General features: G+C 51.8%; 16 protein-coding genes. 6 read left to right on the top strand and 10 right to left on the bottom strand.

Annotation, left to right across the window (positions count from 1 at the left end; translation table 11 throughout):
* Nucleotides 1-88 precede the first annotated feature (88 nt).
* A complete protein-coding gene (locus tag ACXAGQ_RS23060; RefSeq protein ID WP_475257094.1) occupies nt 89-823 on the top strand; it encodes an esterase/lipase family protein in 735 nt (244 codons plus the stop codon).
* Here the strand turns inward: ACXAGQ_RS23060 and ACXAGQ_RS23055 are convergent.
* The 5 genes from ACXAGQ_RS23055 to ACXAGQ_RS23035 all read right to left on the bottom strand — a co-directional run bounded on the left by ACXAGQ_RS23055 (nt 815) and on the right by ACXAGQ_RS23035 (nt 5180).
* A complete protein-coding gene (locus ACXAGQ_RS23055) occupies nt 815-1780 on the bottom strand; it encodes a LacI family DNA-binding transcriptional regulator (protein WP_475257093.1) in 966 nt (321 codons plus the stop codon). The genes ACXAGQ_RS23060 and ACXAGQ_RS23055 overlap by 9 nt on opposite strands.
* A 207-nt stretch (nt 1781-1987) precedes the next feature.
* Entirely contained in the window at nt 1988-2902 is a 915-nt protein-coding gene (locus ACXAGQ_RS23050; RefSeq protein WP_475257440.1) for an ROK family protein, read from the bottom strand.
* A 203-nt stretch (nt 2903-3105) separates the two neighbouring features.
* Nucleotides 3106-3411, bottom strand: coding sequence for a PTS N,N'-diacetylchitobiose transporter subunit IIA (gene chbA, locus ACXAGQ_RS23045; protein ID WP_187464111.1), 306 nt, complete (start codon nt 3409-3411; stop codon nt 3106-3108).
* 102 nt (nt 3412-3513) lie between these two features.
* Complete coding sequence (locus ACXAGQ_RS23040; protein ID WP_475257091.1) at nt 3514-4842, bottom strand: PTS sugar transporter subunit IIC; 1329 nt, start codon at nt 4840-4842, stop codon at nt 3514-3516.
* 29 nt (nt 4843-4871) lie between these two features.
* Nucleotides 4872-5180, bottom strand: coding sequence for a PTS sugar transporter subunit IIB (locus ACXAGQ_RS23035; protein ID WP_107299461.1), 309 nt, complete (start codon nt 5178-5180; stop codon nt 4872-4874).
* 187 nt (nt 5181-5367) lie between these two features.
* Between ACXAGQ_RS23035 and ACXAGQ_RS23030 the strand changes: the two genes are divergently transcribed.
* From ACXAGQ_RS23030 to ACXAGQ_RS23020, 3 genes are all read left to right on the top strand, one after another.
* A complete protein-coding gene (locus ACXAGQ_RS23030; protein WP_475257089.1) occupies nt 5368-6651 on the top strand; it encodes a PTS sugar transporter subunit IIC in 1284 nt (427 codons plus the stop codon).
* Between the two features lie 192 nt (nt 6652-6843).
* Nucleotides 6844-7746, top strand: a complete 903-nt coding sequence (locus tag ACXAGQ_RS23025; RefSeq protein ID WP_475257087.1) for an ROK family protein — start codon at nt 6844-6846, stop codon at nt 7744-7746.
* A 59-nt stretch (nt 7747-7805) separates the two neighbouring features.
* On the top strand, nt 7806-9200 hold the full coding sequence (locus tag ACXAGQ_RS23020; protein ID WP_475257086.1) for a glycoside hydrolase family 1 protein: 1395 nt from the start codon (nt 7806-7808) through the stop codon (nt 9198-9200).
* A 95-nt stretch (nt 9201-9295) separates the two neighbouring features.
* Here ACXAGQ_RS23020 and ACXAGQ_RS23015 read toward each other — a convergent pair whose 3' ends face one another.
* Nucleotides 9296-11005, bottom strand: a complete 1710-nt coding sequence (locus ACXAGQ_RS23015; protein ID WP_475257085.1) for a solute:sodium symporter family transporter — start codon at nt 11003-11005, stop codon at nt 9296-9298.
* A gap of 49 nt (nt 11006-11054) precedes the next feature.
* Entirely contained in the window at nt 11055-13157 is a 2103-nt protein-coding gene (locus tag ACXAGQ_RS23010; RefSeq protein WP_475257084.1) for an alpha-galactosidase, read from the bottom strand.
* A 220-nt stretch (nt 13158-13377) separates the two neighbouring features.
* Here ACXAGQ_RS23010 and ACXAGQ_RS23005 point away from each other — a divergent pair, with 220 nt between their 5' ends.
* Nucleotides 13378-14433 carry a LacI family DNA-binding transcriptional regulator gene (locus ACXAGQ_RS23005; protein ID WP_475257082.1) on the top strand — a complete coding sequence of 352 codons (1056 nt, stop codon included), beginning with the start codon at nt 13378-13380 and terminating at the stop codon, nt 14431-14433.
* 134 nt (nt 14434-14567) lie between these two features.
* On the opposite strand, the gene ACXAGQ_RS23000 is transcribed toward ACXAGQ_RS23005, so the two are convergent.
* The 3 genes from ACXAGQ_RS23000 to ACXAGQ_RS22990 are packed head-to-tail and all read right to left on the bottom strand — an operon-like array spanning nt 14568 to nt 18599.
* Nucleotides 14568-16160 (bottom strand): hydantoinase/oxoprolinase N-terminal domain-containing protein, encoded by a 1593-nt coding sequence (locus ACXAGQ_RS23000; protein WP_475257080.1) that lies wholly within the window; start codon nt 16158-16160, stop codon nt 14568-14570.
* An 11-nt stretch (nt 16161-16171) separates the two neighbouring features.
* Nucleotides 16172-17311 carry a DUF917 domain-containing protein gene (locus ACXAGQ_RS22995; RefSeq protein WP_475257078.1) on the bottom strand — a complete coding sequence of 380 codons (1140 nt, stop codon included), beginning with the start codon at nt 17309-17311 and terminating at the stop codon, nt 16172-16174.
* On the bottom strand, nt 17298-18599 hold the full coding sequence (locus ACXAGQ_RS22990; RefSeq protein WP_475257076.1) for a cytosine permease: 1302 nt from the start codon (nt 18597-18599) through the stop codon (nt 17298-17300). Before ACXAGQ_RS22990 ends, ACXAGQ_RS22995 begins: the two co-directional genes overlap by 14 nt.
* A gap of 118 nt (nt 18600-18717) precedes the next feature.
* Between ACXAGQ_RS22990 and ACXAGQ_RS22985 the strand changes: the two genes are divergently transcribed.
* Nucleotides 18718-19632 carry a LysR family transcriptional regulator gene (locus tag ACXAGQ_RS22985; protein WP_475257075.1) on the top strand — a complete coding sequence of 305 codons (915 nt, stop codon included), beginning with the start codon at nt 18718-18720 and terminating at the stop codon, nt 19630-19632.
* The last annotated feature ends 111 nt before the right edge of the window (nt 19633-19743 follow it).

Raw genomic sequence — 19743 nt, 5'->3', positions numbered from 1 at the left:
CGGTTCTAGCGATACCCTGCAAGGTCAAGGCCGATTCAGGTGACACCGGTATAATAATTAATCAACCCAACCCGCAACGCTTTAAATTATGACACCGAAACACTCCCTGATTACCCTATCACTCTTAGGCCTGTTGACCGCTTGCTCTTCCCAACAAGAGATTAACGCTGATGAGGATGTGGTAGTGCTCGCCCATGGCCTGGGCCGCAGCAGCCATGCGATGTGGAAGATGAAGGGTAACTTGGAACAAGCCGGCTTTGCGGTCTGTACTATCAATTATTCGACCATAGGTATTCGCTTGGAAGAGATGCTTGATGATACCCGCCAGCAGATCCAAGCTTGTGTGTCCAAAGGTGGGCAGACTCACTTTATCGGCCATTCACTCGGCGGCTTGGTGATCAGGGATTACCTGGCACAAAATCAGTTTTCCCCAGAACAGCTAGGCAAAGTTGTCTTCATGGGTACCCCTAATCAGGGCAGTGAAGTGGCCGATCATATGCAGGATCACTTCCTGATGGATATTGGCGGTGAGGTCAGCCAGTCTCTGGTGTCGGGAAAAGACAGCCTAGGCAACCAACTTCCCATGCCAGACTACCCGGTTGGGATCATCGCTGGCACCAAGCCTTCTTTCGCGACCAAGTCCTACTTTGAGTCCGCCAATGATGGGTTAGTGTCAGTTGATTCTGCCAAGGTCGGCAATATGGATGATTTTATTGCGCTTAAAGTCAGCCATACCGCTATGCGCTATAGCCAGGCAGTCTCCGGTCAAGCGATCCACTACCTCAAGCATGGCCAGTTCGACCACACTGGTGCATTACGCTAAAGTCATCACCGACGCGCGGGCAACCAAACGGCCAGAGGCGGCAGGCGCTTGCTCTATCTGGAGGGGCTTGCCATCGACGATACCCTTAACCCGCTTGAGGCAGTCATCAATCAAAGATTCGGTCGGGTAGCTGATACAGGTCAGTGGCGGGTACAGCAAGGTCGCCAGTGGCGAGTCTTCCAAGCTGATGATCGACACTTCCTGCGGCACTGCAATATTGAACTCACGCATCAAGCGCATGGCTTCGGCAGCATGGCTATCACGCTTGACCACCAGTGCGGTGTATTTGGTAAAGCTGTTGATCAGTGCCAGCAGGCCCTGCTCGACATCGCTCTTGGCTTCCACGACTAGTTGGCGGTTGAAAGGGATCGACAGGTTTTGCAGCGCGCTGCGATAGCCATCCAGCATCTGTTGGCTAGCGGCTTCCTCGGCATCATCAATCAGCAGGGCAATTTGACGGTGCCCCTTACCAAGTACATAGCGGCAGGCGCTTTCTGTGGCAAAAGCATAGTTGTAGCCACTGACCAGGCTACCTTCGATACAGACATTATCGAAATGCACTACATTGGCTGGCTGCGGGCCTGCAGGCGGTGCGCCCATCACGATGATGGCCTCACACTGGTCTTGCAGCTCATCAATGACCCGACGCTGGTCTTCAGCATCGCTGGCGTAATGCAGCAGCATGAATTTGTTGAGGGATTTTAGACCTTTGGACAACAGTGGCAGGTAGTTAGCGACATTGGTCGCTTCAGCCGATGGCAATACGACACCGATATAGTGCGAGGCTTGCTTAGCCAAATTCTGCGCTGCAACGTTAGGCCTGTAGTTCAGCTCCTCGACGGCTCTCAATACCGCCAACTTGCTCTCTTCCTTGACCCCACGCGTACCACTCAGCACACGGGAGACCGTGGCTTTAGATACATTTGCTAGCTTTGAAACATCAGTGATGGTTGCCATTAATCCGTACTACATCGTTGTTACCCAAAAATTCCCACTGTACCGTACCGTCTTCAATGCCAGCAGACACAGCAGGCGTCTATCATATCATAGTCACCTCCACAGTCATTCGACCATGAAGAAAAACCTCTTTTATCCCGGACAGTTTCCATGAGTTTCCGTACTCATTTCCACCCACAGCAACAGTAGTTAATACCCCAGTACCTTTCAGGCTGCCTCAGCGTGCATCGAGGGGAGCCATGCCGCCCCGCGCACACCGCTGCTGTCGCCAAACTTGGCTTTGACTATCTGGGTATTACACTGCTTCGAAAACACATACTTCTCGACGGCCTTCGGTAGGTCGCGGTAGATAGCTTCGGCATTGGACAACCCGCCCCCAAGTACTATCACATGGGGGTCGACGACATTGATCACCGAGGCCAAGCTACGGCCAAAGGCATCAATAAAGTGGTCATAGTAGCCTTTGGCTTCCTCGTCACCCATCTCCGCCGCAGCAATGATTTCTTGTGCACTCAAGTTGCAGCCAAGACGCTGGTTGAAACGCTCGGAAAAGCCGGTACCAGAAATAAAGCGCTCGATACAATTGTCCTTGCCGCAATAGCAAGGCTGGCTAGAGCCATCAATCCGGATATCATAGCCCGGCAGCATATTGTGACCCCACTCGCCCGCAATGGCATTGGGGCCCATCAGCAGCTGACGGTTCACCACCATCCCACCGCCACAGCCTGTGCCAACAATGACTCCGAATACGGTGTTGCCATTGGCACCAGCGCCATCCACGGCCTCTGACAGCGCGAAACAATCGGCATCATTGGCAATGTAAACATCTTGCTCCAGCGCCTGGATTAAATCCGACCATAGGTCATGGCCATTGAGGACTAAACAGTTACAGTTCTTGATTTTATCGGTCACCGGATCCACTGCCCCCGGCAGACCAATCCCGATAGACAAAGGCTGGCCGACGGATAGCCGAATATCGGCAATAAAGGCCAACAAGTTGTTCATGAAAGCCTGGTAGCTCGTTTTGATGGTCGGGATGCGCTGGCGAAACACCTGCTCCCCATTGGCATCCAGTACCAAGCCTTCAATTTTAGTCCCACCGATATCCAGTCCTAACTGCAACATCTGCCTACCCTCTTTTGTTATTAATCTTGTGCGTTTCAGCATTGCCGAGCATTCTGTGTCGATTTGCAAAAAACTCGACAATGATGAAAGTGAACAGTGGTGCCATTTACTGGTGAAAAAATTGCCTGTATTCAAGGCTGTGGGACGAGAGGGCTCATTGTCCCTCTCTTATGGTCTAGCTAACTGACTTTACGTTGGCATTACTGCACTCGGCGGTGAAGCTCAATCAGTTCAGCGACCAGCTCTTTGGCCAGCATTGAGGTCATCAGGTGATCCTGAGCATGTACCATCACCAATGTCATTTTGGTTTTACCTTCGCCCTCATCGGCTTCAATTAGCTGGGTCTGCACCAAGTGGGCCTGGTTAGCAAACTCCTGAGCTTCTTTCATCAAACCTTCGGCTTCGTCGAAATTACCCTGCTTGGCATGGCGAAGGGCTTCATAACAAAGGCTGCGTGACTGGCCCGCGTTGATGATGATGCCCATTACCTGTTCTTCTAAATCCATCTCTCTCTCCACTTTACTGCAGCCCTGCTGCTTGGCAGCAGGGCTGGGTATTACTTGATATGAATAATTGGTTTCTAATGTTTTTTTGGTGGGGGGGGGGAATTAAGCCGTTACAGGCTGGCCTTCTACCGCATCTTCGTCTGCTTTGTTCGCCTCTTCCTGCTCAAGTAGTTGCTTCTCGTAAGCCTTAAGGAATGGCATGTACATAATCGCAGCCGAAGCCATACACAGCAGACACAGGATGACAGGGCTAAATGACCAGTTCGCCGCCCAAGATGCACCGATAGGGCCAGGAGTTGTCCATGGCGTCAGCGAAACCACACGCGCTACCAAGTTCAGGTCAAGTGCAATGTATGCCAAAGTAGCGTTAATCATTGGCACCAATACAAACGGTAGGAAGAACAGCGGGTTCATGATAATTGGCGCGCCGAACAAGATAGGCTCGTTGATATTGAACATACCCGGGACAACACCCATCTTGCCGATAGTACGCAGGTGGATAGCTTTACTGCGAAGCAGCAAGAATGCCAATGGCAGGGTAGAACCCACACCACCGATTAATAGGTAGTGATCCCAGAAGCCCTGAACATAGATGTGCGGGATAGCTTCACCGGCCGCCATGGCTGCTTGGTTAACAGAAAGGTTCGCCATCCAGAACGGGTTCATGATACCGGTGACGATTAGCGCGCCGTGGATACCGGCAAACCAAAGGATCTGACACACCAGTACTGACAGCAGAAGTGCAGGCAAGGTATCAGACGCAGCAACCAACGGCTCAACCAAAGCCATGATAGCCTGCGGGATGATCATGCCAGTTTGCGATTCAATCAGCAGGTTCAGTGGGTGCAGCGTTAGGATCAACACCATCACCGGAATAAGGATTTCAAACGAACGGGCAACACCGGTCGGTACCTGAGGCGGCAGGCGAATGGTGATGTTATTGCGTTTAAGGAAGGCATACACCTCGGTCGCGTAAATCGCTACGATCAATGCAGTAAAAATACCTTGACCAGAGAAGTAAGCTGTTGAAATCATGCCATTATCAAGCGGTGCTGCCACCAGCATGAAAGACATGAACGACAGCATACCCGTGGTCAGCGGATCCAGATCATGGTGGCGAGCCAAACTCGCTGCGACCCCGACCGATATAAACAGGGTCATTATCCCCATGCTGAAGTTAAAAGGCAGCATCAGGGTATCGAAGTGGCGCTCGGAAAAGTCCAACCATGCGCGGGCAAAACCCCAGGTGGTATCTTGCGAGAACGGCGGGAAGATAAACACCAACATGAATGAACCAACAATCATGAAAGGCAGTGCGGCGATAAACCCATCACGGATCGACGTGACGTATTTTTGCTGGCCGATTGCACCGGCCATGGGGGTGATTTTTTGCTCTATCACCCCGATTAACTTGTCGTATAGGGCACTCATAACGATTCCTTTATTGTTGTAGTTCGTGATTAACCGTCAATTAACGACAGGGCAAAATCCAATACCTTGTCACCCTTCTGCATGCCGTAATCCATCATGTTGATCGGCTCTACCTTGATACCGTGGGCGTCCGCTTTCTTCTGCAGATCCTGCTGCATGTATTTCACCTGCGGGCCAAGCAATACGACTTCGTAATTACCTACCTGCTGATCGAACTCTGCCGCACCATAGGCCTTGATCTCGGCATCCAAACCACGCTTTTCAGCTTCAGCAACCATCTTTTTCACCAGCAGGCTGGTCGACATACCAGCAGAACAACACAACATGATTTTTTTCATTTTTTAAGTCCTCTATCGAATGATTTCGGTTTGAAATATACGACCAAAGGAAATTATTGGAAACCGGTTTCCGAGCAATCCATTTCTATTTGTGAGTGTGATCACCAGAAAACGCAGAATGTTCTGGCAAAATGTGATCCGTTCAATATTGAGACCGGAAACTGTTTCCAAAGGATTAGCAAAACCTATGAACATTCAAGTGATGAATGTCGCGGCAAGTGTCATCGAGCAGCGTATCTCGCCACTGGCGAACTGGCTGACTCGCAGCAACCACGTTACCGCATTGAGAGACGGCTTTTCGTTAGCGATGCCGTTTGTGATCGTCGGTAGCTTGTTGGTTCCCTTTATTTTTCCGCCATTTGCCATTAATTACACCAGCAGTTTCGGCCAGTTCTACCTCACCCTGAAACCGCTACTGGCACCGACCTTCGAGCTGACAATCGGCCTGATCGCCCTCATTGTGGCTTTCGGTGCCAGTGCAAGCCTGGCCAAGCAATACCAGCTTCCCGAACGCCTATCCGGCCTTACGGGGTGTTTGGCTTTTTTGTTGTTTATCGGCTTTAGCGGCAACGAGATGCCCAATGTCTACCTTGGCGGAATGGGCATCTTCACTGCATTGATATCAAGCACCTATGCGATTGAGATAATTCGCTTTTTCTACAAGAAATGCTGGTACATCAAGCTGCCGGATGAAGTCCCGCTGATGACGAGAAACGGCTTTCAGCTTATCTTGCCGCTGATGGTTATCCTGCTCTCTATCAGCATGATCAACGCCTATTTGCTCGCCCACACCGGGCTCATCTTGCCAGAGCTGATCGCTACCGCACTACAGCCATTGATCGTCGCCTCCGACACCCTGACGGCTGTTCTGGTTTCGCTGTTGATCTGCCACCTGCTGTGGTTTATCGGTATCCACGGTGCGCTGATCATCACCGGTATCATGAATCCGTTTTGGATAACCTACCTAGTTGAAAACCAACAGGCCCTGGCCAATGGTGCCGAACAGCTTCCGCATATCTACCTACAAGGCTTCTGGGACTTTTACCTGCTAATAGGTGGGATTGGTTCAACTTTGCCGCTTATTTTCATGGCAATGAGAAGCAAATCTAAACAATTGAAATCAGTGGGTAAAATTGGGCTTATCCCGTCCCTTTTCAATATCAACGAACCGATATTGTTCGGTTTCCCGATCATCATGAACCCGTTGTTCCTGATCCCTTTTGTCGGGGTACCGCTAATCAACGCCTCTATTGCTTGGTACCTCACCAGCATCGGTATTCTCGACAGGATGGTGGCACTGCTGCCTTGGTCGATGCCAGCTCCTCTCGGCGCGGCATGGGCCGCCAACGGCAGCTTGAGCAATCTGTGCATGTGTCTGTTTGCTATTTTCAACTCCTGGATGATTTACCGCCCGTTCTTCAAGGTGCATGAGAAGCAACTCATCGAACAAGAAGCCCTGCGCCAACGCTAGACCACCCCATACTTACAAAGCCGCCTTCCCAAGGCGGCTTTTTTGTTTCGATCAAAATCACAGAATCGCGCATACCTTGCCCGTATTTTGTGATCCTATTCATTTTATGGAAACCGGTTTCCGTTTTAATCTATATTTTCTCAGTCTATCCCCGTAGATTCCTCCATCAGAACAACAGAAAGGCAGGAAACAATGACGACCCAACACTTTCTTGTACTGGATATCGGTGGCAGCGCCGTCAAATATGCAGTCATGGATAACCAAGCCACACTGCTTCACAAAGGCAAGTTCACCAGTCCCAAGGCATCAATTGACGACTTCTGGCTGGCACTGGACAAAGTGGTATTGACCCTGCGCCAGAAATACACCCTCTGCGGTATTGCCATCAGCACCTGCGGTGCAGTGGACTGCGACAGCGGCGTTATCCATGGTGCCAGTGCCTTGCCTTACATCCATGGCCCCAATTTCAAATCGTTGATTTTCGAACGCTATCAACTAACGGCTGAACTGGAAAACGATGCCTGCTGCGCAGCCCTTGCAGAGTTGTGGCAAGGGTCGGCCCAGCAAATCAACCATTGCTGCTTGGTCGTCATTGGCAGTGGTATCGGCGGGGCTGTCATCAACAACCGCCAGATCCAACACGGCCACCAACTCCACGGCGGCGAGTTCGGCTATATGCTCACCGGCGAAAAAGACGGCCTACCCGTTACTTTCAGTGACATGGCCTCCACCCGCGCCTTGGTTGAATCGGCAACGCAAGCCATAAATGCTGAAGTTGAAAGCCTGGATGGCAAGGCTGTATTCGAGGCTGCTGAGCAGGGTGATGAACGCCTTCAAAGCGTCATCGAACATTGGTACCGCACGCTGGCAACCGGCTTGTTCAATATCCAATATTGCATTGATCCCGAGGCCATCATTATCGGTGGCGCAATTAGCGAAAGGGCTGATTTACTCGAGCACCTCAACCGCCACCTCGATGAGCTAATGCAGGCCATCCCTATCGCCAACATCAAACCTAATCTTGCAACCTGCCAGGCAGGCAATGACGCCAACCTCATTGGGGCTCTATTCCACTTCTTGCAGCGGCAAGGCTAAACCCTATTTCCGATAACACCTATCGAACAAAAACTGAGTGAACAAAGACTGAGGCAACTATGACAACTTACACTTTCCCAGAAGGTTTCCTGTGGGGTGCGGCAGCATCTGGCATCCAAACAGAAGGCACTACCAACAAGGCCCACCCATCCATTTGGGATACTTGGCACCAGAACAGCCCAGAGCGTTTCTTCAAGGAAATCGGTCCTGCGAAAGTCTGCCAAACTTACGATCGCTACCAGGAAGATGTCGCGCTGATGAAAAAGATCGGCATGAATTCCTTCCGTACTTCCATCCAGTGGTCACGCCTGATCAAAGATTTTGAAACCGGTGAAGCCTGCCCGGATGCCGTCGCCTTCTACGATGCCTACATCGACGAGATGATTGCCAACGGCATTACGCCGATGATCAACCTCTACCACTTCGATATGCCTGCTGCACTTCAGGACCAATATGGTGGTTTTGAGTCCAAGCATGTGATCGACCTGTTCGAGAAATTCGCCCGCACCGCTTTCAAGCATTTTGGCCATAAGGTCAAGCATTGGATCACCTTCAACGAGCCGATTGTCCCGGTTGAAGGCGGCTACCTGTATGACTTCCATTACCCATGCAAGAAGGACGGCAAGCTAGCAGTACAAGTCGCCTTCAACATTATGGTTGCCCATGCCAAGGCGGTATTGGCTTACCGTGAAATGAAGCTTGATGGTGAGATCGGTGTGGTGCTCAACCTGACTCCGTCATACACCCGCAACGACAGCGACGCCGACCAAGAAGCGGCATGGTATGCCGACCTGCTGTTCAACCGCAGCTTCCTCGACCCGATGGTGAAAAACACCATTCCACAAGAGCTGTGCCAGATCCTGCGCGACAACGACATCATGCCGGCATTCAGCGACAATGAAATCGATGAAATCAAAGCCGCCGAAGTCGACTTCCTTGGCGTCAACTACTACGTGCCGCGCCGCGTCAAAGCCCGCGAGGCCGAGTACACACTGGATTACTTCACGCCAGAGAAGTACTTCGAGAACTACATCAACCCGGAAGGCCGCTTCAACCCGTATCGCGACAACAATGAGATCTTGCCAACGGCTATCTACGATATTGCCAAGAACATCCAAGATAATTACGGCAACATCAAATGGTATCTGGCAGAGATCGGCATCGCCATGGATCTAGAATCGGAAGGCCCGGTACAAGAAGACGGCATGATTAACGACAGCTTCCGTACCGAGCTAATGAAAGAGCACTTCATCCAGTTGCACCGCGCGATGGAAGAAGGGGCAAACTGTTTCGGTATCCACCAGTGGACGTTCATTGACAACTGGTCTTGGCTGAACTCGTTCAAGCGCCGCTACGGCTTCTACCGCCTGGATCTGGAAACCGGCAACCGCATCCCGAAACGCCACTCAACGTGGTTCAAGGAATTGGCGACCACCAACCAATTCACAGTGTAAATCGCACCGAATTCCCCCTAGGTTGAAAGATAAAAAGCCCGGCAGTTTTCACAGCCGGGCTTTCGTTTCACCAACTTAATACTTACCAGCGCTTGTTAAGACTCAGAGGCTAACACCTGCTGCGTAGCTTGTTTTTTCTTGAAGTACCGTACGGCAACCCCCACCAGCATCACCACGCCACACAAGCCGTAGACCTGCATAAAGGTTGGATCATCTGAAACGAAACCTACCTTGCTGAACATAATGTAGGCGCCCAATACCATGTAAAGGATGACGGCCGACGCTTCGAAGCGGAACTCCCACGGCGTCACATCCATGCTCTCATTTACCGGCATCACATAGTCACTGCTGCGCGGTGCAAAGTGGCCAATCACGAACATCAAGACAGTACAAACCACAAACAGAATTGCGAGCTGGTGTAGGAAGTGCAGTGGCGTTTTGAAGATAAGCTGCATCGAGGCATAGGAGCTGACAAACACTACCAACGCCACTTTGGCCGCAATGGCAGGCACGCGCTTGGAGATATAGCCAACAAAAACAATGGTGAAGATCGGCACACTAAAGAAGCCCGCAACCATTTGTAGGTACTGGAACAGGCCTTCAGGGGCATACATGATAAACGGGGCAATACAGATAGCGACAACCGCAATGAGCACGCCGAATACCCGTCCTTTGGCAACAAGTTCTTTGTCCGTCAGCCCTTCCTTGGCAAAGATAGGCTTGTAGACGTTCAGGGCAAACAAGGTCGTTGAGCTGTTCAGTACCCCGTTAAAGGTCGATAGGATGGCACCAAACATCACCGCCACGAAGAAACCGACCAAAGGCTTGGGCAAGACTTCGTTTACCAAGCGGGTGTACATGGTATCTGGGTTACCGGCATCGGCACCGAACAAGTGGAAAGCGATAATACCCGGAATGATCAAAAATAGCGGCGAAATCACCTTGATGGCACCGGCCCAGATCACCCCTTTCTGGCCTTCCTTGAGGTTCTTGGCGCCCAGCGCACGCTGGATAATCGACTGGTCAGTACCCCAGTAGTACAGGTTCACCAATAGCAGACCAGTAAACAAGGTTGAGAACGGCAATGGATCGCTGGCTGCACCCACCGATTCCAGTTTTTCAGGCGCTGCCGTCAACAGAATATTCAAACCCTCACCAAAACTGCCGCCACCAAGGGCAAGCAGACCAAAGATAGGGATCATCAAACCACCGGTGATCAAACCCACACCGTTAATGGTATCGGCGATCACTACTGCTTTCAGGCCGCCGTAAATGGCGTAGAAGAAACCCAGCAGCCCAATCAGCGCACTGATCAACGCAATGGTCTGGAATTCCGAAATCCCCAGAATCGACTCAATATCAAAAATACCCGTCAGTACCACCGCACCTGCGTACAGGGTGGTCGGCAGAATATTAATCACGTACTGGCACAAAAACAGTAGGGTAACGAACTTCTTCACCCCAAGGTCATAGCGGCTTTCTAGGAAATCCGGCACCGTAGTGATCCCCTGTTTGAGGTAGCGGGGCACTAGGTACAGGGCGATCATGACTAAGGTTACACCACTGGCCACTTCCCAGCCCATGACCGACATATTATGGGTATAGGATTGGGCGGACATCCCGACAAAACTGGTTGCACTAAGGTTGGTTAGAATCAGGGATGAGGCAATCAAACCGCCGGTCAGTGAACGGCCGCCGAGAAAAAAGCCATCGTGGGAGTCATTCTTCGAGTTCTTCACTTTGTTGTAGGTAAACCAAACCACAAAGCCGGTGAACAAGAAGAATGAAATAAGTGTAATTTCCATCTTTCAGTTCCTTTTGTTTGGTGGCACCTGGGGTGCCACCGGGTATGTTTTAATCTTTTTGTAGGTGTAGGATCAGGGCAGATTCGGGATCGAGGATCGGCAGGATAAGGCCGATTTCCATTAAGTTATCTCCCCGTAGGTGTAGGGTTTTATCTATCCATGCCGGGCGGTGCTTCATCAGCTGAAAAGAGCTTTTTGGCATCTCGACAATTTTCACCGAGTACATCGCATCTGGCTCCAGGCAACTCAAACGAAGCGGGGCTGGCAGGGCATGGGATGGCATCGCGCGCTGGCAGACGGTGATCAGCATTTCGTCTTGGTGCTCAACGCCGTAAATGTATTGGCGCTCATCAGCCGGATCGATCCGGAAGGCGCGGCCATTGTGCAGTAGGGAGCGGAAACACTTGTGCAACTCGATGTAGTGGGCGAAAGCCGCCTTCTCTTCTTCACCGACCTTGACCGGATCCAGCTCGACACCCATATGGCCTTGCAGTGCTGTTACACCGCGCAGGTTGATGTTATGCATCCGCTTGGTTGAGTGGCACTCGGCTGGGCCAATGTGGGCACCCATTACTTCCGGTGGGAAGAAGTAACCCATGCCACGCTGGATAGTCTGGCGCTCCAAAGCGTCATTACAGTCTGATGCCCAGAAACGATGGGTACGTTTGAGCACTTCGAAATCGATGCGGCCACCACCGCTCGAGCACGATTCAATTTCAACCTCTGGGTGCTTGGCCCTCAATGCATCGAGCAAAGCATAGAAAGCCAGAGTTTGTCCCTTCACTGCTGGTTTGCCATTGTGGGCCGGCTGGACCAATTCACGGTTCATATCCCACTTGAGGTAGCTGATTTGGTAGCGACTAAGCAAGTCGTCCAAGCGGCTGAACAGGTAATCGAAACAGTCCTTGTTTTGCAGGTCGAGTACATATTGCCAACGGCCAGACGGCTGCTGGTAACCCTCGATACCCAAGACCCAATCGGGATGGGCACGGTAGAGGTGCGAGTCCATACTGACCATCTCTGGTTCAACCCACAGGCCGAACTCCATGCCGTTATCCACCACATGCTGGATCACCGGCTCCAAGCCATTTGGGTACTTGGTTTCATCAAGATACCAGTCGCCGAGCGCCGCTTTTTCGCCATCACGGCCGACAAACCAACCATCATCGATAATGAAGCGCTCAACGCCCATTCGAGCCGCTTCGCTGGCCATCCTCATGATGTAGTCAGGATCATGGTCGAAGTAGATCCCCTCCCAGGTATTAAGGTGCACCGGGCGAGGCTGATCTGGGGTGAACGCCAGAATGTTTTCGCGAACATAGCGGTGGAAACGCTCAGAGATCCCATTCAAACCAGCGTTGCTGTAGGTTGCAAAGAGCTCTGGCGTGGAATAGCTTTCATGTGGAGCCAAAGCAACTTCGCCGGAGAACAGCAACTCACTGGCCTGGATAAAGCGGCGTCCATCACTACGAACATCAGCACGCATGCGGTGGTTACCACTCCAAGCAAAGTGGAATCCCCACACCTGGCCAGATTGCTCAGTGAACCCTTTGGCACCGGCAAACAAGCCCGGGAAGTTCTCGTGCGAGGTACGGCCGCGGCGGTTTTCCTGAACAAAGCCACCGTGCTCAAACGCAACACGGTGGGTCTGGAACTCCTGGCACCAACGACCATGGAAAGTCATTAACTCATTGGCGTGATAAGGCACCGGCAAGGTACACGCCAATTTGTCCAGCGAGTAAGCCTCATCACCGAGGTTCTTGATAGTGAGCTTCTGCCGCAACACATCGCTGCTGGCATCCAATTCGAACTCCACATCCAGTTGCAGCATGGCCACGTCATCAACCAGCTCGAACACCACGCATTGGCCTTGGTGGCGGTAGTTTTCCATCGTAAACACCGGGGCAAAGTCATGGCCTTGGCGATTACCTTCAAGGCCTGGCGCATTGAAATGCCCCGCCCCAAGTTCAGGGCAAACACTCAGCGGCACATCGACATCGAGTCGCGCTTGGCTCACCGGACGCTCGGTCGCTAGAAACAGATCTTCATCAATGGCGGATACCTTGTTACCCCAATGGATAATCTCCGGAATACGCCCCAACTTAAACACCAAACTCAGGTTTTGGCTCTGCAAATGAAGTAGCTTTGTCATAGTCTCTCAAAAATTGTTTTCGATAACATTTACAAACAAACTAGATCACTAACAAGCCATTTAAAAAGCCAACGACGATGAAAATGTGATCAACGATCCTTTTAAAAACTGAGTTACGTGAGACTCATCACTAAATGTTTTCGAAAACACAAATCAACAGAAAGGCCTTTTGTCATGTTCATGATAGAATGCTTTACATGTTCAAAATGGATGGCAAGCAATGACTGCAACTTTCAAAGATGTCGCCCGTTTGGCCGGCGTATCTACCCAAACGGTATCCCGAGTTACCAACGGCGCGGAAAATGTATCGAGCAAAACCAGGGAAAGGGTACTTGCAGCCATAGAAGAGCTTGGTTATATCCCGAACAAAGCCGCGCAGGCACTTAAAGTTCAGAATAAAATCATTGGTTTGATCACGTTGGACATGGCCTTTCATGGTGCGGCGATGATTGCCAACGGGGTACGCCAACAAGCCCATGAGGCAGGCTATACATTGGCTATTTCGGCGGTGGACAACCTTGAAGATCAGGATATTGAAGGTGCCGTCAGGGAGCTGATCGCCCAGCAGGTTGAATCAATTATTATCAACGCGCCGGTATCCCGTGAGCTTGCCGGTGAGCTGATGAAAAAGTACGCCAAGGTAAAACTGCTGTTCATCGATGTGCCAGACGGCACCCTAGTCAATGCGGTCTGCAGTGCCAACGGCAACGGTGCAAAGCAAGGGGCTGAACTGCTTATCAAACTTGGACGGACCCAGCCAGTATTATTAACCGGCCCCAATGTCTCTTATGCCTCTCAGCAAAGAACCCAAATTTGGCAGGATATTTTTGCCAACCACCAGCTAGATATTATCGCCCAGTACGAAGGGGATTGGTCAGCCGCTAGCGGCTACCAAACCATGCGCCAGGCGATTGTGCAAAATCGCCACTTCGACTGCGTGCTGGTCGCCAATGATCAGATGGCTCTAGGAGCACTGCGCGCTTTAAGTGAAATGGGTATCGACGTGCCAAACAGTGTGTCGGTGATCGGCTTTGATGGCACCGAGGACAGTGCATTTTTCTCCCCGCCGCTGACCACCATCAAGCAGGATTTCAAATTACTCGGCCAGACTGCAGTCAACAAGCTGCTCACTGCCCCAGCGGATCAGGTAGACATCACCCATATCGGTGTCACGCTGATCGAGCGAGAGAGTACGGCACCGCGACAGCAGGACAAAGAACATATCCAGCAAGCCAAGCAGTTACTTGATAAAGCGCTGAGGTTGCTTGACAAATAGCAGGTCTACCGGGTTTTGCTAGGCTATCTCGATAATTTAGCCCAGATAAACAAAGCCCAGAACGATAGATCGCGCTGGGCTTTTTCAATGAGCTTAAACGTGAAACCGTAACAACAAGCTGCGACGCGAAACCGCTATGCGATTTTCCCCGCCGCTTTGATCTTCACATGAACCCGGTTGCCCTGCAGGTAACTGAGTGGAATTTCGTGGCGCTCGATCACCTGCACACTGTCGGGGCAAGCACCGGCTTCTACCGCCAGTTGCTCGGCTTCCTGCTCAAGCGACTCAAGTACTGCCAGGCGCTGATCCGGGGCAATCTCAACGATTTTATCAAGCTGACCGGAGATCTCGCCTAGGGCAACCCCGATGGCATTGGCGACTTCGAAATGCTCAGGGCGGACGACTTCACTGACCCCACTAAAACTATCAGGTAACAAAGCACTGCCACCGCCTACCAGTATCACCGGCACCTTGGCGGCCGAGGTTTTCATCTTGTCGATCCCCTCTTCTACCCGCTCCACCATCTGCTGGTAAACAAGCTCGGCAGTGATCATATCTATCCCCACAGGCGTGGCCTGCGGCTCGCCATTCCATGTCATCACACCCAATTCCAGCGCAATATCGGTCAATGTCAGGGTATCACCGCCAAAGCTGCGTGCCTTTTGGGTCAGTTGGTGACCGACACTTTCCGGCCCTAGCTGTAGCGAACGAACATCTCCTGCTTCAATCGCGCCTTTGACCACTGTTCCGCCGCCAATGCCGATAGCCAAGATATCCGGCATCCGGAAATTGGTGCGCACCTCGCCCAGCTCTACCGCTGCACTCGACTCACGCGGGTAGCCATGAGTCAACGCACCGATATCTGATGTCGTGCCACCGACATCAACCACAATCGCATCGGACAAGTTTGTCAGGTGGCTGGCACCACGGATCGAGTTGGTCGGCCCACAGGCGACAGTCAATATCGGGTATTTTAGAGCAAACTCCTGCGACATCAGGGTACCGTCATTCTGGCCGAAATACGGCGTCACATTGATACGGTGTGCTTCGAGTGCATGGCAAAAACCTTCGACAAAGCGCTTGGCTGTGCCCTGCAAGGCGGCATTGAGGATAGTGGCATTCTCTCGCTCAAGCATGCCAAGACTACCGATCTTATGCGACAGGGAAAGGCCAACGCCCGGCAACTCTTCACGTAGCCATTTCGCGGCCTGCAACTCCTGCTGGCTGTTTACCGGCGAAAACACCCCGCAAATAGCTACCGAATCAACTTTGCCGCGCATTTGCTGGCACAATTGGCGGATTTCCGCTTCTTGGATCTCGGCAATAAGCTGACCATCGTATTCGTAGCCTCCGTGCGCCTCGTAGAAGTGGCCGCCAAGCAAATCCTGCCACTCACGACTCCAGCCACACAGTGGGGGGACGCTACTGCCGCTTGGCAACGACAGGCGGATCATCCCAACCCTGTCCAGCCCCTTGCGCTCGACAATCGCATTGGTGCACTGGGTGGTGCCTAGCATGGCATGCTGGACTTGATCGCCAGTAATACCAGCCTGCGCGAGCAAAGCGTTAATCGCGCCGTCGATCCCCGATGCAATATCGGCAGTAGTGGCCACTTTGACCTTGGCCACGCAGTTCAGCGCAGCATCTAACAACACCCCGTCGGTGTTGGTACCGCCCACGTCAATACCTAAACGAAACTGACCCAAACGAAATTGTTTTTGTTCCATACGACTTTCTCCTATTTCGCTTGGGTCGTTGTGGACAACGGCTTCAATGTTTCGACCGGGCAATATTGGGCTGGGTAACCGAAATAAGCCGGCCCCGCCACGTCGATACCTTTGTCAGTCCGCCACTTTTCATCACAAGGGTAGGCAATAAGATCGACCCGCTGGCCGTAGCGCAATTGCTCAGTAGTGATCGGATGGCCGGTTTCATGGTCCAGAATCGAAATCAGATCCGGCGTTACCGCCAGCAAGTTTTCCTGTGATAAGTCACCAGCTTTTGAGCCTTGGTGGGCAAGCAGCAACTCGTTCTGGAAGTGAACATAAACATCATCAATCGGTGATTCAGGGTCAGCATGCTTAAGTCGTTCAATCGTCACACCGCCTTTGACAAAGCCGCCACTGGTATTCCTTTCAATATCAACAATCTTGCCGCTGATAATTTTGTGGCCCCCGACAATATCCAGCACCGCTGCGACGCCACTCTTGCCTTCATCGTTCGCTTTGCGGATCGCCGCACCAATCTTCATCGCCTTGCTCAAGGTTGCCGGCAGGGCACTGCGTTTAAGCGACTCACCGCGCATTGGGTAGTCACACATTGCCGCCGAGCCGCCCATTTGTTCGGTGATCGGGCGGGCAAAACGCTCTGACCATACCCCATCAAGCGGGTGTAAGGTCACCACATTGCCTTTCTCGTCAGCCAAGGTATTGGGCGCCGATGGCAAGCCATCGAGGTAAAAGGTCACCATCTGCGACTCCGGGAACGCCCGCCCCATGGCATCACAGTCAATCACCGGAATGCCTTTCTGTGCTGCAACCAAAATAGGGATAAGGGAGTTAAACCCACCGACCTCGATCGGGTAGGTGGCTTCAATCTGGCAGCCTACTGCCTTCTCCATGGCCTCAAACGCCACCAGCATCTGATCTCTTGAGTTGATTTTCTCAATCGCCACCGTTGGTGCGCCTATCATCGATGAAGGCACCGTCATCCAGCCATCTTCGACGTCATCAAGTGCAATGATCTCAACCGGTTTGGCAGCATTGGCAATGGCTACCTTGGCCATCAGGGCACCGCTGTATGGGTCACCCCCGCCTCCCGTACCCAGCACTGTCGCGCCCAAGGCAATATCATCGATCATTTGTTCATTGATAATCACGCGCAGTCTCCTTTTCAACGACTGACAACTTTACGAGCACCATATAAGCCGCCAGCGAGGCAAGGATGCCATCGATAGCCGAAATACTGGTTAGCGTAAACAATCCGAAAAATTCACCTGCAGTGCAGGCACTAATAACACTGCCGAAGCCCCAGGCTATCAAGCCTTTGAACATCCAGTCAGGGGCGTTGGAGATACGCTCGAAAATCAGCGCTTCTTTATCAATCAGGTAATATTGCGCCAGGTATACACCGGCTGATGGGGCAATAGTCACGCCCAGCAGGGTTAGGAAAGCGGTAAACTTATCGACCATGCCAAATTGGGCAATCGCTAAGCCGACAATCGTCATCAACACGACGAGCAGAGGACGTGGAACCGACGGCAGCGTCACCGACATACCCAAAGCACCCGAGCACAAGTTGCTGCTGTTGGTCGTCCACTGGGCAAACACCAGAACAATGATGGCTGCTAGGCCCAAGCCCAGCGAGAAGAAAACATCAACCAGGTTATCGGTACCTGTCATTTGGGTCAGCAGCAGCGCAACCACAATGATGGCACTGTTACCAAACAGGAAGCCGAAGCCGGCGCCGAGGATGGCATCTTTGCGGGTCTTGGCATAACGGGCAATATCCGGCGCAGCTACGGCTGCCAGGATCCAAATCGACATCACAAACGAAATCGCCTCACCCATCGACAATGGTGACTCGATTACCTTGGTTGACGAAGACTGAACACCGGACGCCATATACAAACCAATGGTGATCAGCGTGACCATAAGAGGAACAGAATAGGTACTGAGCTTACCCAGTGCCCGTACCCCGTAAACCGCAGTCACCATCATCAGCAGGCCTCCACCTACCAAGGCGGTACCATGGGAAACGACGACATCATATTTCGCCAGCGCATCCACCATAATCAAGGCAAAGAAATCGGCCTGGAAGGCAAACCATCCCACCAGTGAAATCCCGGTGATTGCCCCCATGGTTTTTCCGCCAAGCCGACCGAACACGGCACTGCTGACCAGCGGCGTTGATACACCCGCCTGAAAACCGATATTGGCACACAGCATGGCGAGCAACGCCAAAAACGCAGACCCAACGAACGTCGCTGTCAGGGCCTGCTCTATCGGCAGGCCGCTGCTGAGGAAAGCCCCAAGGAACAAGCCCGAGATATCAATCCCAATCGCCAGCCAAATCAAGCTGATCACCACCCAGCTCCGCTTTGCCTGCTGCGGGACTGGCTCCAGCTCGAAGTCATTAATTTTCGAATCCTTTCCTTTCTTGGTCATTCAGCCACCTTGCATTTTTATCCCTAAATATCACATAAAAAAAGTTAGCAGCTTGTTACATTCGAATAAATACATATTATTGAATACAAACATTCGAAATTTATTATGGTAAACCATTATGACTATCCAAGCCCCGACACTGGATAAAAGAGACCTACGCCGCCTCGAGTTATTCCGCGAAATCGTTGAACAGGGCGGGATCAGCAACGCTACCCATAGCACAGGACTGAGCCAGCCCGTACTGAGCAATCAGCTTATCACATTGGAAAAAAGCTTGGGGATCAGCCTGTGCAAGCGGGGAAGGAGTGGCTTCGAACTGACTGATGAAGGGAGGTCGGTGTATAATTATGCAAATGAAATCAGCGCAATGCTGACCGAATATGCCTTCAAACTCAAAGGGGTACAATCAACTTTATCAGGCCATGTCAGGGTCGGCTGCTTGGATAATACTGCGACCCTGAACAATAACCCTTTACTCAAGGCCATCGAGCAGTTCTACCAGCTCAGCGATGATGTCGAGGTCACCTTGGATGTCGGCGACTTCACCCAACTCAATGAAAAACTCTCGAGTGGCCAGTTGGATATGATGATCTGCGTGCTTGGTGAGCACCAGCGCACGGCATTTGACTTTGCCACCCCGCTATTTGTCGAACAGAGCCACTTGTATGCCCGAAAAGATTTGGCAGCGACGATTATTGCCAATAACTATGCGTTATCAGGCTGCAGGATAAATATGGGGGGCTACGCAGCCGAATCCATGAAACGTCTGCTCGATATTGAACTACACCCCGGTGCCAAGCTTTACAGTGGCTGGCATGTCGAATCAGGCTTGATGTTGACACTTGCTGGCAGTCATCTTAGCTTCCTGCCAACCCACCTTATCGAGCAAAACCACGCCTGCCAGCATCTGGTCGCCCTGCAGCCCAACAAATGGACGCTAGACAGCCAGTTCTACCTGATCACCAAGGCCAAGCCTGACAGCCTATCCACGGCGGTTCAGGCATTCACCAAACTGCTGAATGAAGATCGGTAAACACACCGCATCAATAATAAAAATTAGCTATCACGATGTGTGATAATCACTATCTTGCTGTTAAGTTTCAAGCTGCCAAAATGCCCGCTCTTTTGTAGCCCATGAAACAAG

The sequence above is a fragment of the Photobacterium sp. ABD4_091 genome, from assembly GCF_056160145.1.
Note: the sequence above shows the minus strand (reverse complement) of the source record. Positions and strands in the feature narration are given on the sequence as shown.

Bases quoted from the DNA above. Each gene is read 5' to 3' on its own strand.
- ACXAGQ_RS23060 (WP_475257094.1), top strand. From the start codon at position 89: ATGACACCGAAACACTCCCTGATTACCCTATCACTCTTAGGCCTGTTG.
- ACXAGQ_RS23055 (WP_475257093.1), bottom strand. From the start codon at position 1,780: ATGGCAACCATCACTGATGTTTCAAAGCTAGCAAATGTATCTAAAGCC.
- chbA (WP_187464111.1), bottom strand. From the start codon at position 3,411: ATGGATTTAGAAGAACAGGTAATGGGCATCATCATCAACGCGGGCCAG.
- ACXAGQ_RS23040 (WP_475257091.1), bottom strand. From the start codon at position 4,842: ATGAGTGCCCTATACGACAAGTTAATCGGGGTGATAGAGCAAAAAATC.
- ACXAGQ_RS23035 (WP_107299461.1), bottom strand. From the start codon at position 5,180: ATGAAAAAAATCATGTTGTGTTGTTCTGCTGGTATGTCGACCAGCCTG.
- ACXAGQ_RS23030 (WP_475257089.1), top strand. From the start codon at position 5,368: ATGAACATTCAAGTGATGAATGTCGCGGCAAGTGTCATCGAGCAGCGT.
- ACXAGQ_RS23025 (WP_475257087.1), top strand. From the start codon at position 6,844: ATGACGACCCAACACTTTCTTGTACTGGATATCGGTGGCAGCGCCGTC.
- ACXAGQ_RS23020 (WP_475257086.1), top strand. From the start codon at position 7,806: ATGACAACTTACACTTTCCCAGAAGGTTTCCTGTGGGGTGCGGCAGCA.
- ACXAGQ_RS23015 (WP_475257085.1), bottom strand. From the start codon at position 11,005: ATGGAAATTACACTTATTTCATTCTTCTTGTTCACCGGCTTTGTGGTT.
- ACXAGQ_RS23010 (WP_475257084.1), bottom strand. From the start codon at position 13,157: ATGACAAAGCTACTTCATTTGCAGAGCCAAAACCTGAGTTTGGTGTTT.
- ACXAGQ_RS23005 (WP_475257082.1), top strand. From the start codon at position 13,378: ATGACTGCAACTTTCAAAGATGTCGCCCGTTTGGCCGGCGTATCTACC.
- ACXAGQ_RS23000 (WP_475257080.1), bottom strand. From the start codon at position 16,160: ATGGAACAAAAACAATTTCGTTTGGGTCAGTTTCGTTTAGGTATTGAC.
- ACXAGQ_RS22990 (WP_475257076.1), bottom strand. From the start codon at position 18,599: ATGACCAAGAAAGGAAAGGATTCGAAAATTAATGACTTCGAGCTGGAG.
- ACXAGQ_RS22985 (WP_475257075.1), top strand. From the start codon at position 18,718: ATGACTATCCAAGCCCCGACACTGGATAAAAGAGACCTACGCCGCCTC.